The organism is Campylobacter helveticus (assembly GCF_002080395.1).
GTDB classification, from domain to species: domain Bacteria; phylum Campylobacterota; class Campylobacteria; order Campylobacterales; family Campylobacteraceae; genus Campylobacter_D; species Campylobacter_D helveticus.
This window is the reverse complement of the sequence record NZ_CP020478.1, coordinates 561543-576025: the sequence shown is the minus strand read 5'-3', so window position 1 is coordinate 576025 and position 14483 is coordinate 561543. Positions and strand designations below refer to the sequence as shown.

The window sequence follows — 14483 nt, the reverse complement described above, 5'->3', positions numbered from 1 at the left end:
GCCATCTGGCTTTTCTTGGCTCATTAAGCATATTTCTTACGAAATGCTTTCATAAATTCACACAAAGTTTTTACCTGCTCTAAGGTGATGGCATTATAAATACTCGCACGAATTCCACCTAAAATCCTATGTCCTTTAAGTCCTATCATACCAGCTTCTTCGGCTTCTTTAATAAAAATGCTTTCAAGCTCATTATTTGCTATATTAAAACTTACATTCATTAAAGACCTATCTTCCTTCCTCGCGTGTCCTTTGTAAAAACCCTCGCTCAAATCAATGCTTTCATATAAAAGCTGTGCTTTTTGCGTATTTTTCTTATTTATCTCATCTAAACCGCCCAAATTTAAAAGCCATTGCATTTCAAGATGAAACATATAAATCGCAAAAGTCGCAGGGGTATTAAAAAGAGAGTTGTTTTCAGCGTGGATAGCGTATTTTAGCATACTAGGGATATTTTTAGCCCTACTTCTTTCTAGCATATCTTGGCGTATAAAAAGACAGGCGAGACCCGAAATTCCAGCATTCTTTTGCACTCCGCCATAAAAAAGTGCAATATCGCTAAAATCCACCTTCCTAGAAAAAAAATCACTTGACGCATCGACAATCAAAGGCGTTTTTGTCTTTGGATATTTTTTATATTGTGTGCCATAGATAGTATTATTAGAGCAAATATAAGCATAATCGGCATTATCGCTAAATTCCACCTTAGGAATATGCGAAAATTTCTCCTCTTCGCTACTCGCCACAACCTTAACATCAACGCCCAAAATTTGCGCTTCTTTAATCGCTTTTTTAGTCCAAACTCCTGTATTTGCATATTCACAAACACCGCCCATTGCTAAATTCATCGGTATCATAGCAAATTGCAAACTTGCTCCACCTTGTAAAAATAGCACCTCATACTCCTCCCCCAAACCATAAAGCTCTTTAGCCTTACGCATCGCGTCAAAATGCACTTCTTCAAAAATCTTCGTCCTATGGCTAATCTCCATAATAGAATAGCCCAAACCCTTATAATCGCAAAGCTGCTCCTGTGCCTCTTTTAAAAGCTCTTGCGGTAAAGTCGAAGGTCCTGCACTAAAATTTATCTTTCTCATCTCTATCCTTTCATAAAATTTTAGCTTCTTTTTCTAAATTTTGTGAGCTAAGAAGCACAACATCTCCACTTTTTAACTCCTCTAAATGCACTATTTTACCATTTTTTTTAAGAGAAATTAAATGTCTGTTTTTTTCAAAAAAATTCTCGTGCTGTAAATATGCATTTTTAAGTTTTTCAAATTCTAAAAAACTGATTTGAATTTTATTTTTCATCAACAATTCTAATTGTTTTTTAAGATTTTCTAAATGTTTCATTTTTTGACTTATCGCAAAAGGTAAAGAATTTGCCTTAAAGATTTTTGCTAAATTGAAAAGCTGATTTTCCCAATTTTTACAAATGAGCGTAAAACTCGTTTTTAACTTATCCTCCACAAAATCAAGTCTTTGCTCCAAATCCTCTTTGGAAGCTAATAAAATATCTATGGCAGCACTTGGCGTTGGCGCTCTTAAATCCGCAACAAAATCACTAATTACATAATCAATCTCGTGTCCTATGGCTGAAATGATAGGTGTTTTTGCTGCAAAAATTTCTCTTGCTAAAGCCTCATCATTAAAACAAAATAAATCCTCTCTGCTCCCTCCCCCTCTTGCCATAATAAGCACATCAAGGCTTGCACTATCAGCCTTTCTTAAAGCGTTAATTAAAGAATTTGGTGCATTTTGTCCTTGAGTAAGAGCATTGAAAATATAAATCTTAGCTAAAAAATAACCCTTTTGCTTGATGATTTTAAGCATATCCTCCAAAGCTGCAGAGCTAAAAGAAGCGATAATACCAATCTTTAAAGGAAATTTTGGTAAGGATTTTTTATGCACATCGTCAAATAAACCCTCCTCTTGCAGACTTTCCTTAAGAGCTAAAAAACGCGCCTCTAAATCACCAAAACCCTCTTTTTTCATATTTTTAGCGATAAATTGATAGCGCCCACTCTCGGCATACAGGCTTAAATTTCCCTCAAGCTCTAAAAAATCTCCAACCTCTGGCTTAAAATTTAATTGAATGTTATTTCCCTTAAACATCACACAGGCAATGCTTGAACTCTCGTCTTTTAGCTCAAAATACCAGTGTCCTGAGCCGTGCATTGTTATCTTAGAAAGCTCTCCGCTCACAAGCACATTGCTAAAATGAAGCTCTAATAAAGATTTAGCGGCTAAATTTAACTGACTAACCGTCATTTTTTCTCGCTATAAACATAGAACTCACCCCAAAACTAAAGCTTTTAAAATCAATGTTTTCAAACCCCACACTCTCAAGCTCTGTGCCAAATTCCTCTTGACTTAAAAAAGTCTCAATAGAATTTGGAAGATAGGTGTAAGCTTCTTTATTTTTACTAATTAGCCCCCCCAAACTTGGCAAAACATTTTTAAGATAGAAATCTCTAAAAAACGCCACAATGCCCCCACGCTCTCTTTTTGTAAATTCTAATACTAATAAAATTCCACCATTTTTTAAAACGCGCGCAAATTCACCCAAAGCCCTTTGCCTTTCTACCACATTACGAATTCCATAGCTTATACTTAAAATATCCACGCTCTTACTTTCTAACGGCAAATCTTGCGCCCCAGCCTCGATAAACTTTACATTGGTAAATTTTTTTTTCGCCTCTTTTAGCATCGCAGAGCTTGGGTCTATGCCCTGAATAAGATGAAGTTTTTTGCCTGATTTTTTAACGCTTTCTTGCCAAATTTCTATCATATCGCCCGTGCCACAAGCCACATCTATGATATTTAAATCATCATTTTCACAAAGCTCCAAAACCCTCTTACAAGCTTTCTTACGCCAACTTACATCTACACCAAAACTCAAAATTCTGTTTGCTTTATCATAGGTTGGGGCGATTTGATTAAACATTTCTATAATTTTTTCTTGCTTTTGCATTTTATTTATCCTTTATAAATTTTTAAATTTTTATTTACTTTTTTGATGAGTTTAAAAATTTTTTCTCTTTTTTTCATAAATTTTACAAAAACATTTTCATCGAAAATAAGAGCTAATTTTTGCAAATTTTTATCATTAAAAAAATGAGCAAAATGCTCAAGGAAAATACGAATTTCCAAACATTGCACCATAAATTCCTCATAAGAAAAACTTTTATAAGAATTTTTCTTAAATGTAATCAGCTTTAAGCGTAATTTGTGTGCCACAAAAGTCTTTAAAAAACTCTCTTTCTCCACACTTTTAAAAAAATCTCCCTCTCTCAAAAACAATTCAAAATCGCTCAATAAATCTCTATAAGGTTTGATATTAAAATATTTTTTTGTTAAATTTTGCTTTATTTTCTTTTCCAAACTCTCAAATCCACTTAATAATTTTCGCGCCATTGTGGCATCAAAAAGCTTTATTGTATTTTTCAAAAATACACAAATTTTTAAAACGATAAAATGCAAATCTGCCATATCGTATTTTTTTCTCATCTGGCTTTTTAACCCACAAAGCAAATAAAATAAAAGCACTCTAAAACCATCATTTGCGTGTAAAGATTGAGGGAAATTAAGCGTGAAATTTTGATTTTTCCCTATGATATTAAAACAAGTGTGAATATCAAAAAAAGCCTTTTTATAATCATAAAGGATTAAATTTTTAGAATTAAACCTCTCATCAAGCTCCCTTAAAAGCTGCAATCTCTCATCACACTTAAAGCGACAAGCCTCTTCCTCGCTTTTAAAAAATACTTTCAAAACAAACAGCCTATCTTCTTTATAAATTTGCAAAAACGCTCTTTTCTTTTCATCTGGCAATTCATAACTTTTTTTAGAAAGCACCTTCATCAAGGCTTTTTCTTTCGCTTTGTCAAATTCTTTTTTAGAGATTTCTTCTCTTAAATCATTTTTAATTAAAAAATATTTTTCATCGAGGCTTTGAAATTTTAAAGTTTCTTTTGGAGAAATTTTTGTGTAAAAAGTCGTTACGCAAACACCCTTTGAAATTTGTTTTAAGCTTAAATCAAAAGACTGGAGTAAAAATTTTCTTTGAAATGGATAAAACACGACAAACTCTATTCAAAAGGCTCGTTTTGCCCTTAATGCTTTTGACATTTTTTGCAAGCTTTAACATAGGCACAAACGGATAAATGTTCAATCAAATTTGAGATTTTCTTTTCAAGATTTTCTTGATATTCATTCATTTCTATCTCATCAAAATCTTTATCTTCGATGTTTCCACAACTAGTGCATATGATATGCATATGTTCTTTTTCGTAAATGTCATAGCACGATTTTTGATTAGCAACATTGATTTCAACAACTAACCCTTGCTGTTGAAGCGTATTGATATTTTTATACACTGTAGCTAAGGAAATGGAGGGGTATTCTCGCTTTATCTCAGCATAAAGCTCGTCAATATTTGGATGCTCGTGTCTTTTTAAAATTTTTAAAACACAAAGTCTTTGCGGAGTAGCTTTTAGGTCATATTTCTTAAGCATTTGTAATAGTTCCATAATCTTACCTTAAATTTGTTTTATGCGAAATCATATAAAAAAATTATTTAAAAAATGTTTATGTTAAAGAATATTTTTTATCAAATAATATCAAGCACCCTGCGACTCAAACTTTTCACATCTAAACTCAAACTTGCTTCAACTTTACTCAAATTTCCGTGCGTAATAAATGCGTCCTCATATTCAAAACTGATAATTTTTACCCCCAAATCATACTTAGCCAAAAATTCCCTAAGCAAACTCGCCACCCCGCCAATCTTAACATTTTCACTAAAAACAAACCAAATTTTAGTCTTACTTGCCAACTCTTTTAACAAAGCTTCATCTAAAGGTTTTATAAAAATTAAATCAATCAAATTTGCAAACTCCTCTCCCAAATTTTGCAAAACCTCCCACGCCTTACCTACACCTTGTCCAAAACCTAAAAATGCCACTTCGCTTGAATTTTTAACCAACCACTGCGCCTTAGCTAAAAAAATTTTACAAGGAATAAATTCCTCATTTAAAATAAAGCTACCGCGAGGGTAACGAAAAGCTAAGGGACCTTGATGAAAATAGGCATACTCCATACACTCTTTCATCATTTTAGCATCTCGTGGGGCTATAAGGGTTAAATTTGGCACAGCACTCAAAAAACTCACATCAAAAATTCCCTGATGTGTCTCTCCGTCCTCACCCACAATCCCAGCTCTATCCATAGCAAAAACAACATTTAAATTCATAATCGCACAATCGTGAATTACTTGGTCATAAGCTCTTTGCAAAAAAGTGCTATAAATCGCAATGAAAGGCTTAAAGCCCTCTTTTGCCATAGCAGCCATAGAAGTTACGGCGTGTTGCTCAGCGATGGCAACATCCCAGAAACGATTAGGATATTTTTCTATCAAAATATCAAGCCCTGTGCCACTAGGCATAGCTGCCGTAACGCCGACAATATTTTCATATTTTTGTGCTAAATCCAGCAAATTTTGACTAAAAATTTCCGTTGCGCTAGACTTAGAGCTAGGTTTTTTAAGACTTTCTCCGCTACGGATATCAAAAGCCCCTACCCCGTGCCATTTTGTGTGTTTACCCTCAGCTGGCGCATAACCCTTACCTTTAATGGTTTGTGCGTGGATAATGCAAGGTTTTTTCATCATTTTAGCCTGTTTTAAAGCGCTGATAACCTCGCTAATATTATGCCCATCCACAGGACCAATATACTCAAGTCCAAATTCCTCAAATAAAAGCCCCGGTGTGATAAGCTTAAAACTTTCTTCAAAACGCTTCGCCATATAAGTCGCACTATCTGGTAAAAAATCCAACATCTTTTCGACGTGTTTTTTAAATTTTTGATAAAACTGCGTTGCCATTGCTTGAGAGAGATATTTTGAAATCGCCCCTATGGGCTTACTTATGCTCATTTCATTATCATTTAAGATAATCACGCAAGGATACTTTCTATCGCCCAACTCATTTAACGCCTCATAAGCCATACCCGCACTTAAAGCCCCATCGCCGATTAAAACCACAGGCATACGCTCCTCTTTTTTAAGCTCTATGGCTTTGCAAGCTCCTATAGCTAAAGAAATGGAAGTGCTAGAATGTCCAGCAACAAAATAATCGCCCTCTTCATCTTTCGTATAGCCACTTAAGCCCCCAAAACTTCTTAGCGTATGAAAATATTCCTCTTTTCCACTTAAAAGCTTATGGGCGTAAGACTGATGAGAAACATCAAAAATAAATGGGTCTTTTGCATTATCAAACACACAATGCATTGCGATACTAAGCTCAACGACACCCAAATTTGAGCTTAAATGCCCACCATTTTGACTCACAACCTCTATAATTTTAGCTCTTAAATTTACAGCAAGAGTCTTAAGCTCCTCTTCATTTAAAGCTTGCAACTCTAAATTCGTATGAGTAAGTTTAGTCATTGTGTATCATTTTTTTGATTTTATTAAGACGGGAATTGAGGTTAGATTCTATATTTCCAGCATTGCTTAAAATCACCACACTACCTTTACTAATCGCATCGTCTAAGCTGACCTTAATGCGACTATCTTGATGAAACTGCTCTTTTAAATAATCAAAATCCTCAGCATTAACCTTTAATTCTAACTCACTAGCACCCTTGAGCTCATCCATTAAGTCCTTAGCTAAAGCGTAAGCTATCTTTGTAGAATCTTCCTCAAGCTCTTTTAAAATCACTTCTTTGGCAATGTCTATCGCGGTATCGGCTAGTTCTTTTTCGTTTTTAGTGATAAAATTATCTAAATTAGCACAAGCTTCCTCAAGTTTAGCGACACTTTTTAAATACTTGTCTTTGAGCGCACCAAGCTCTTTTTCAAATTCGGCTCTTGCTTCCTCTAAACCTTCTTTTGTATATTTTTCTTTAGCATTTTCAAGCTCACTGGCAAGCCTGTTATTAAATTCGCTTTCTTGACTTTCAATTTGCATTTGAAGCTTAATGATATTATTGGACATTTCATCTGTTTTTTTAAGTAAATCTTCCACGAAACTCGGCTGAAAAGCTACTCCCTGCTCTTCTGCCTTTTCCTCTTTTAATTCTTCTTTTTTTTCCTCTTGTATGGGTGCTTGAGGGGTTGGGATTTCTTGATGATGCGCCTGTTCGTTTTGTGCTCTTTCTTGTTCGCTAACAAACTCAGAAATTACCTTAAAACGATAATCCTCAATCACATGTTGTTCTGAAGTTTCATTTGAAATTACATTGCTACGATTAACCATATTTAGCCTACTCTATCATCTCATCCGCATCGCCTGTTTGCACTAAGCCCTGCTCTGCTAGTTTTTGCACGACTTCCACAACCTTTCTTTGCGCCTCTTCCACATCTTTCACCCTAACAGCACCCAAAAAGCCCATTTCCTCCAAAAAAGCCTCACTTGCACGCGTGGACATATTTGAAAGAAATTTTTGCTTCAATTCTTCACTTGCACCTTTTAAGCCAACCATCAAATCGCGTTTATCGGCGACTTTAAGGATTTCTCTTATAGCCTGAGTGCTAAGTTTTTGTATATCATCGAAAGTGAACATCAATTCTTTAATGGTTTCAGCCAAACGCTCATCACTTTGCTCGATATAAGTAATAGTTGATTTAGAAGCTTTTTGTCCCAAGCGATTAAGCACTTCCGCCACAGCCCTAGGTCCTCCAACTTCAACTTTATAAGAAGTAAGGCTCTCAAGTTTGCTTTCAAGCACAGCAGAAACCCTTTTGATAATGCTTGGAGAAATATCGCCCAAATTTGCCATTCTTATCACAACTTCAGCTCTTAATTCATCACTAAAATACTCCAAAGTCTCCGCCGCTTGGATACTATCCATATGCGCTAAAATAAGAGCTATGGTTTGTGGGTGTTCTTTGGTGATAAAGTCGGCTAATTGCTGTGGTTTGATTTGTGCTAAGTATGCAAAATTTTGATTATTTTCCATACTTTTGGTTAGTTTTTCTAAAATTTTATTAGCGATTTCTGGTCCAAAAGTGCGGAAAAGTATTTCTTTAGCATACTCAAGACCACCACTTTTGATGTATTGATTTGACTGAAGTAGAGTATAAAATTCCTCCAAAACAGCTGTGGCTACGGAACGGTCAACATTTTTAGCCATAGCAATATAACGAGAAATTTCTGTAATCACATCAATTTCCATATGAGAGAAAACAGAAGTTGTAGAATCCTCGCCTAGCTGTATAAGAAATATCGCGACCTTTTCAGGCATTGATAAATCATCATAAATCATCTTTTGTTCTTCGCTAAGCTTTATCATTATATATCCTTATTCTCGCTAAAATCAGAATCATTTTGTATTAAATTCTGTAAGAGTGCTGCTATCTCTTCACTCTTATCACTTACCAAAGCCCTTAATTTTTCAAGCAAGACATCATATTGTATAGAATCCTCATCGAAATTATCTCCAAAACCGAGCTGCTCTTCGACCTTCTTCCTTGCCGCATTGAATTTCTCTAAGGCATCTTCTGCATCGTCAATAATGGCATTTGGACCCTGCTGTGCTTCTTCTTGTGCAGCGACATCTTCGAGCATTTTCTGCGTAAAAGGGGCGATAACTTTCTTGTAAAAAAAGAACAGCAAAATCGCTGCGATAAAATATTTAACAGGTGGTATAAATGGCTCGATGAAACGCCCGTAGAAAGTCTTAACCTTACTTTCAACTTTAACAGATTCTCTATAAAATGGTAAATTTTGCACCACAACGCTATCGCCTCTTGTAGCATTGAAATTTATCGTGCTTTTAACGATACTTTCCACCCCACTCAGCTGGGCTTGTGGCAAAGGCACATACTCGCTCTTAATATCACCATTTTCATCGACACTTTCTTCATATTTTCCATCGATGGTTACAGCAGCTGAAATGCGTAGCGGCACACCAAAAGATTTTTTTGTGTTAGTTATAGTTTTAGAAATTTCATTATTTGTTGTTACCTGATTTTTCTTGTAAGAATCAATCAAGCCATTATTTGCCAAGCCCTCCACTGGACCTATATTTGACACAGCTCCTGGAACGCCTTGAATTTCAGGGTCTTTTCTACCCTGCTTTTCTTCGTTTAAAGTTTGCTCACTTCTAACCACCGTGTTAGGGTCGTAAATTTCACTTTGCGATTCTTGTTTAGAAAAGTCATACTCTATATTTACACTCACTTGAAGTTTATCGCGACCACCAGCAAATGGTGCGAGAGAATTGATAATTTTTTCCTCGAGTTCTCTTTCGCTATCTCTTTTATAGCGAATTTGCATCGCTAAAATTTCACTTGATTCTAACTCTTGCTCATCTAAGGTATTTCCGTTTTGGTCGCTAATTTTTACATTTTCCCTGGTTAGTCTTGGCACAGAAGCCGCGACAATATTTTTCACGCCATCAATCTGTTTTCTTGTAAGTCTAAAGCCATCTTTAATATTTATTGTAACTGAAGCTGTTGGAGGAATTTGTTTTTCAGTAAAAACGCTTTCTTTTGGTAAGGCTAAAATAACAGAAGCACTGCGAATCGGCTCTAAGGTTTCTATAATCCTTGCAATTTCGCCTTGTAAAGCCCTTTGCGCTCTTACCTTTTCTTCAGCACTTGTCGCTCCAAAAATTTGCTTATCAAATACCTCAAAACCAACGCGATTATCCTTTATCAAACCCTCGCTAGCAATAAACATTTTTTGACGATTGACTTGGTCTTGAGGGACTAAAATGGTGCTTTCGTTTTCTAATTTATAAGGAACTCCATTTTGCTCAAGCCTAGTAACGATAGCCCCAGCTGTGCTTGGATTAGCATTTTCTATCAAAGGAACATAGCCGTTTGAACCCGCAGGACCATTACGAAAAAGAGCTAAAAAAACTAAAAATCCCACAACAACAACAATAGAAGCAGCTATAACAATGCGTTGTTTGCGCGTTAAATTTTGATACAACTGCCCAATTTGGAGAAACATATTTTTAAAATCCATAGACTCTCTCATACCTTATTTACTTGTTATTTTATAAGCAAAAAATTAATTATTTTTTAATAAATATTTAAAAAGCCTAATTACCCCTTAGAATACGCTCAAATTCTTCAAAGAAGCGTGTATTTTCATAAGGCTTACCTATGGTAATACGCATAGCATTTAATCTATAACTTCTTAAATTCCTCACAATTATACCTTTTTTAAGTAATTTTTCACTCAAATCACTACTATTTTTCTCTTCAAAAAAATAAGTTATGAAATTTGTATAAGAAGGGATAAAATCAAGGGCATTCAATCTAGCAAATTCTTCATATCTTTGCATTTGAGAAAAATTATTTTCCAAGCTATTTTTAGCAAATTCCTTGTCTTCAAGTGCAGCTACGGCAGCTTTTAGAGCCAAATTACTGACATTAAAAGGCGCTCTTAATTTATACAAAGCATTTATCACCTTCTCGTCTGCGATACCATAACCCACACGCAAACCCCCAAGTCCATAAAGCTTTGAAAAAGTGCCAAGATAAAGAGTGTTTGTGAAATTTTTAATTAATTTCGCAGGGTCGATGTGCTTTTTCATATCTTTAAAACTTGCAAATTCATTATAAGCAGCGTCAATAACAACCAAACAATCCTCATCAATCCCACCTAAAAACTCTTCCACATCGCTTTCATTTAAACACTCGCCCAAAGGATTATTTGGCAAACAAAGATAAAGAATTTTTATTGTATCTTTGTGTTTATCATAAAGACTTTTAAGCTCCGCTAAATCGTGCATAATGCTCTTAGTTTTATAAGCTTTAGCTCCAACTTGTTTTGCATAAATTTCATACATCGCAAAGCTTACGCCGCATTGCAAAAAAGCATTTTGAGAATTTAACTTAGCGTGCGTGGCAAGTTCTATCACTTGGTCGCTCCCTGCCCCTATGATGATATTTTGGATTCTTACACCAAATTTTGTCGCTAATTTAGCTCTTAACTCGCTCATACTATCATCTGGGTATAAATGTGCTTTTGAAGCATTATTTATAATAGCCTCTACGGCTTTTTGTGAAGTGCCTAGAGGGTTTTCATTAGAGGCAAGTTTTATCACTTCTTTAACACCATATTCTTTAGCGATAATTTCTATATCTTTACCCGGCTCGTAAGTATTAAGATGATTTAAAATTGCATTAAAACGCATATTCACTCCTTTAAGGTTTTAATATTAATAAATTCTTACTTAAGCTTTAATTTACAAGATTAAAATATAATTCATTTCATTAAATTTCAAGGAAAATTGTGAAAAATCTCATCATAGATCTTGATGGCACACTCACCATAGAAGAGGAAAATGTCCCCTATGAAAAGAAGAAGCCAAATTTAGCCCTCATAAAACAATTAAAAGAGTATCAAAAAATGGGCTTTAAAATCACTATTTTCACCAGCCGCTCTATGCGTTCTTTTAAAGGCGATGTTGATAAAATCAAGCAGCACACTTACCCACAAATTTTGCAATGGCTCAATCAACATAAAGTGCCATTTGATGAACTTGTAGTTGGTAAGGCTTGGTGTGGGGAAGAAGGCTTTTATGTCGATGACAGAGCCATTAGACCTAGCGAATTTATCAACCTAAGCTATGAAGAAATTCAAAAGCTTTTAGATAAAGACAAATTATGCTTTTAATCACTTCCGCCAAATATTCTTCTTCGGATTTTACCTTAGAATTTGGCAAGATTGTTCCGTCATTTTTACCACTTGGAAATAAAAGACTTTACGAGTATCAAGCAAATTTATCCAAAAATGCAGAGGTAGTCCTCTCTCTGCCAAAAAGCTTTAAACCAAGCCATTATGACTTAGAAAAACTTGAAAAATTAAACATCAAACTTATCTTTGTCGATGAAAATTTAAGCCTTGGAGAGTCGATATTTTATTGCATTAACGCCCTAAATATTAATAATAAATTAAGCATACTTCACGGGGATACATTTTTTAAAAAGCTAAATTTGAAAGAAGATAGTTTATGCATAGGCGATGTAAGAGAAAATTATGAGTGGGCTTATTTAGATGAGGAATTTAATTTTGCAAATGATGTAGGGGGGGGGGGGTAAAATCCTCACAGGTGCTTTTTGCTTTAGTGGGGCAAAAATTCTAGCCAAACACCTACTTAAAAACCGCTATGATTTTGTAAAAAGTATCAAAAGCTATTCTAAAGAAAAAAAGATGTGGGCGATACAAAATACAACTTGGCTTGACTTTGGTTTAATCACAAATTATTTTCATTCTAAAAAAGTCATATCCACACAAAGAAGCTTTAATCAAATCCAAATTGCAAAAAACTATATCATCAAAAACTCATCTTGGAGTGAAAAAATAAAAGCCGAAAAAGAATGGTTTGAAAACTTGCCGCCTGAGCTTTTAATCTATACGCCAAGATATTTTAGTCAAAAAAAGGGCTATGCTTTAGAATATCTTTGTCAAAATACTTTAAGTGAGCTTTTTGTTTTTGGGAATTTACCAAGCTTTGTTTGGGAAAAAATTTTCCTTTCTATTAAGGATTTTTTAAAAATTTGCCATTCTTACAAAAGCGAAGAAAAGCTTAATTTTAATTACAAAGAAAAGACTCTTTCAAGGTTAAAGGAATTCTCTAGGCAAAGAAAAATAAAACTTGATAAGCCCTTCATCTTTAACCACAATATTTGTCCGTCCTTAAACGAGCTTGTAGAATTTACAGATGAGTTTTTACCCTATGTGAAAGAATTTGGCCTAATACACGGGGATTTTTGCTTTTCAAATATAATGTATGATTTTAGAAGCGATTTGATTAAAACTTACGACCCAAGAGGGATGGATTTTAACTCTAAAATTAGCATTTTTGGGGACGCAAATTATGATTTTGCAAAGCTTATTCATTCTGTTTTGGGGCTTTATGATTTTATTATCGCGGGATTTTACGAGTGCAAATTAAAAGGATATGAGCTAAATTTCAAACTTGAACTAAGTGATAATATCTTCAAAATCCAAGAAACTTTTAGGGGAATTTTTAAAGTCGATAAAAGCCTATTGGCTCTTTGCCTACATCTTTTTTTATCGATGCTACCCTTGCATTATGATGATGAAAAAAGGCAAAACGCCCTTTTGGCAAATACTTATAGAATTTACACCTTATTAAAGGAAGAGCAATGACTTTTATTTTCCCTATGGCAGGACTTAGCTCACGCTTTAGTAAAATGGGTTATAAAGTGCCAAAATATATGCTAAATTTAAATGAAAAAAGCGTTTTTAGTTGGGTTTTGGAGGGCTTTAGGGCTTATTTTGAGTGCAATTTTTTATTTATTTATAGAGATATAAACCACACCAAGGAATTTATTAAACAAGAGTGTAACAAACTTAGCTTAAATAACTATCAAAGCATAGAGCTTGACAAACCAACTCTTGGACAAGCTCACACAGTCGCACTTGGACTTGAAAAGGCTAAGATTAAAGATAGCATTTTGATTTTTAACATAGACACTTTTCGCCCTCACTTTCATCTGCCAAAAACGCTTGATTTGACAAAAATTGACGGATATTTAGAGGTTTTTAGGGGCGAGGGAGAGCAGTGGAGCTTTATAATGCCAAGTGATGAAAAGCTCTGTAAAGTTGCCAAAACAGCAGAAAAAGAACGCATTTCTTCTTATTGTAGTAGTGGGATTTATTATTTTAAAAAAAGCGAGGAGTTTTTAGCCATTTTTGAAACAATGCAAGAAAAGAAAGATTTGCAAAAGGGCGAATTTTACATCGCGCCTATGTATAACGCACTTATCCTTAAAAACGCCGACATAAGGTATGAGCTTATAAATTTAGATGAAATTTTGTTTTGCGGAACACCAAGCGAGTATGAAGATTTAAAACGCCTTAACTTAAGCCAAAAATTCCTTTAATCCCCACTATCATCATCTTCACACCCATCGCCACGATGAACACTTGCGCGATACGAGAAAATACGTGTAAAATAAGCTTTCCCACAATCTTTTCAATCGTTGCGGCATAATAAAATAAAATCGCCATAAATAAAAAAGCCATCAAAACAGCACCCAAAGCAACTTTAATTCCGCCATCTTCAGCGATTACAACTACACTAGCCAAAGTCCCCGGACCCACTAGCATAGGAAAAGCCATAGGGATAAGACTGCGTCTTAAAAGCTCTTTTTCGTCAAATTCTTGATAATGTGAGAAATCCTGCGTTGCCAATTTAGTCGAAAAAAGTAAATTTTTAACTGCCATTATAATAAGTATCAAACCCCCAGCAATTCGCAAATCGTTCAAATCCACACGAAAAACATAGCTCATAAAAAAAGAGCCTGAAAACAAAAATACCAAAACAATAATAAAAGCCGTGTAAAGTATCGTCGCAAAAAGTTTTTTCCTAAGTCTTAGGGGCAAACCATCGCTCATCGCTAAAAATTGCGTTAAATTTCCAAAAGGATTTAACACGGCAAGTATGGTAATCGCCGCAAAAAACATAAGATAAAATTCATTTTCTATATCTGC

At 34.7% G+C, this 14483-nt stretch carries 15 protein-coding genes; 4 read left to right on the top strand and 11 right to left on the bottom strand.

Annotated features, from left to right (window positions below; genetic code table 11):
- Positions 1-23: 23 nt before the first annotated feature.
- The 10 genes from serC to hisC form a co-directional block, all read right to left on the bottom strand.
- Positions 24-1097 (bottom strand): phosphoserine transaminase, encoded by a 1074-nt coding sequence (gene serC / locus CHELV3228_RS03015; protein ID WP_082199484.1) that lies wholly within the window; start codon positions 1095-1097, stop codon positions 24-26.
- A gap of 10 nt (positions 1098-1107) precedes the next feature.
- Positions 1108-2271 carry an exodeoxyribonuclease VII large subunit gene (gene xseA, locus CHELV3228_RS03010; RefSeq protein ID WP_082199483.1) on the bottom strand — a complete coding sequence of 388 codons (1164 nt, stop codon included), beginning with the start codon at positions 2269-2271 and terminating at the stop codon, positions 1108-1110.
- Positions 2261-2974, bottom strand: coding sequence for a bifunctional demethylmenaquinone methyltransferase/2-methoxy-6-polyprenyl-1,4-benzoquinol methylase UbiE (gene ubiE, locus CHELV3228_RS03005; RefSeq protein ID WP_082199482.1), 714 nt, complete (start codon positions 2972-2974; stop codon positions 2261-2263). Before ubiE ends, xseA begins: the two co-directional genes overlap by 11 nt.
- 5 nt (positions 2975-2979) lie before the next feature.
- A complete protein-coding gene (locus CHELV3228_RS03000; RefSeq protein WP_082199481.1) occupies positions 2980-4083 on the bottom strand; it encodes a CYTH domain-containing protein in 1104 nt (367 codons plus the stop codon).
- A gap of 32 nt (positions 4084-4115) precedes the next feature.
- The gene (gene perR / locus CHELV3228_RS02995) at positions 4116-4532 is read right to left on the bottom strand and encodes a peroxide-responsive transcriptional repressor PerR (protein ID WP_082199480.1); all 417 of its coding nucleotides are present in this window, start codon (positions 4530-4532) and stop codon (positions 4116-4118) included.
- An 80-nt stretch (positions 4533-4612) separates the two neighbouring features.
- The gene (dxs, locus tag CHELV3228_RS02990) at positions 4613-6448 is read right to left on the bottom strand and encodes a 1-deoxy-D-xylulose-5-phosphate synthase (RefSeq protein ID WP_082199479.1); all 1836 of its coding nucleotides are present in this window, start codon (positions 6446-6448) and stop codon (positions 4613-4615) included.
- Positions 6441-7259, bottom strand: a complete 819-nt coding sequence (fliH, locus tag CHELV3228_RS02985; protein WP_082199478.1) for a flagellar assembly protein FliH — start codon at positions 7257-7259, stop codon at positions 6441-6443. The genes dxs and fliH overlap by 8 nt, the downstream gene beginning before the upstream one ends.
- Before the next feature lie 7 nt (positions 7260-7266).
- Positions 7267-8295 (bottom strand): flagellar motor switch protein FliG, encoded by a 1029-nt coding sequence (gene fliG, locus CHELV3228_RS02980; protein WP_082199477.1) that lies wholly within the window; start codon positions 8293-8295, stop codon positions 7267-7269.
- A complete protein-coding gene (gene fliF / locus CHELV3228_RS02975; protein WP_082199476.1) occupies positions 8295-9977 on the bottom strand; it encodes a flagellar basal-body MS-ring/collar protein FliF in 1683 nt (560 codons plus the stop codon). The genes fliG and fliF overlap by 1 nt, the downstream gene beginning before the upstream one ends.
- Positions 9978-10053: 76 nt before the next feature.
- Positions 10054-11154, bottom strand: a complete 1101-nt coding sequence (gene hisC / locus CHELV3228_RS02970) for a histidinol-phosphate transaminase (RefSeq protein WP_082199475.1) — start codon at positions 11152-11154, stop codon at positions 10054-10056.
- Positions 11155-11252: 98 nt separating this feature from the next.
- On the opposite strand from hisC, the gene CHELV3228_RS02965 reads away from it, so the two are divergent.
- The 4 genes from CHELV3228_RS02965 (at position 11253) to CHELV3228_RS02955 (ending at position 13873) form a co-directional block, all read left to right on the top strand.
- Positions 11253-11636, top strand: a complete 384-nt coding sequence (locus CHELV3228_RS02965; protein ID WP_082199474.1) for an HAD-IIIC family phosphatase — start codon at positions 11253-11255, stop codon at positions 11634-11636.
- Positions 11627-12061, top strand: coding sequence for a hypothetical protein (locus CHELV3228_RS10465; protein ID WP_234980993.1), 435 nt, complete (start codon positions 11627-11629; stop codon positions 12059-12061). The genes CHELV3228_RS02965 and CHELV3228_RS10465 overlap by 10 nt, the downstream gene beginning before the upstream one ends.
- 112 nt (positions 12062-12173) lie before the next feature.
- Positions 12174-13136 (top strand): hypothetical protein, encoded by a 963-nt coding sequence (locus tag CHELV3228_RS10460; RefSeq protein ID WP_234980992.1) that lies wholly within the window; start codon positions 12174-12176, stop codon positions 13134-13136.
- Positions 13133-13873, top strand: coding sequence for a glycosyltransferase family 2 protein (locus CHELV3228_RS02955; protein ID WP_082199473.1), 741 nt, complete (start codon positions 13133-13135; stop codon positions 13871-13873). The genes CHELV3228_RS10460 and CHELV3228_RS02955 overlap by 4 nt, the downstream gene beginning before the upstream one ends.
- Here the strand turns inward: CHELV3228_RS02955 and CHELV3228_RS02950 are convergent.
- Positions 13848-14477 carry a MarC family protein gene (locus CHELV3228_RS02950; RefSeq protein WP_115588785.1) on the bottom strand — a complete coding sequence of 210 codons (630 nt, stop codon included), beginning with the start codon at positions 14475-14477 and terminating at the stop codon, positions 13848-13850. The genes CHELV3228_RS02955 and CHELV3228_RS02950 overlap by 26 nt on opposite strands.
- Between the last annotated feature and the right edge of the window lie 6 nt (positions 14478-14483).

Bases quoted from the DNA above. Each gene is read 5' to 3' on its own strand.
- fliH (WP_082199478.1), bottom strand. From the start codon at position 7,259: ATGGTTAATCGTAGCAATGTAATTTCAAATGAAACTTCAGAACAACAT.
- fliG (WP_082199477.1), bottom strand. From the start codon at position 8,295: ATGATAAAGCTTAGCGAAGAACAAAAGATGATTTATGATGATTTATCA.
- CHELV3228_RS10460 (WP_234980992.1), top strand. From the start codon at position 12,174: ATGTGGGCGATACAAAATACAACTTGGCTTGACTTTGGTTTAATCACA.
- CHELV3228_RS10465 (WP_234980993.1), top strand. From the start codon at position 11,627: ATGCTTTTAATCACTTCCGCCAAATATTCTTCTTCGGATTTTACCTTA.
- serC (WP_082199484.1), bottom strand. From the start codon at position 1,097: ATGAGAAAGATAAATTTTAGTGCAGGACCTTCGACTTTACCGCAAGAG.
- ubiE (WP_082199482.1), bottom strand. From the start codon at position 2,974: ATGCAAAAGCAAGAAAAAATTATAGAAATGTTTAATCAAATCGCCCCA.
- CHELV3228_RS02955 (WP_082199473.1), top strand. From the start codon at position 13,133: ATGACTTTTATTTTCCCTATGGCAGGACTTAGCTCACGCTTTAGTAAA.
- fliF (WP_082199476.1), bottom strand. From the start codon at position 9,977: ATGGATTTTAAAAATATGTTTCTCCAAATTGGGCAGTTGTATCAAAAT.
- dxs (WP_082199479.1), bottom strand. From the start codon at position 6,448: ATGACTAAACTTACTCATACGAATTTAGAGTTGCAAGCTTTAAATGAA.
- perR (WP_082199480.1), bottom strand. From the start codon at position 4,532: ATGGAACTATTACAAATGCTTAAGAAATATGACCTAAAAGCTACTCCG.
- xseA (WP_082199483.1), bottom strand. From the start codon at position 2,271: ATGACGGTTAGTCAGTTAAATTTAGCCGCTAAATCTTTATTAGAGCTT.
- hisC (WP_082199475.1), bottom strand. From the start codon at position 11,154: ATGCGTTTTAATGCAATTTTAAATCATCTTAATACTTACGAGCCGGGT.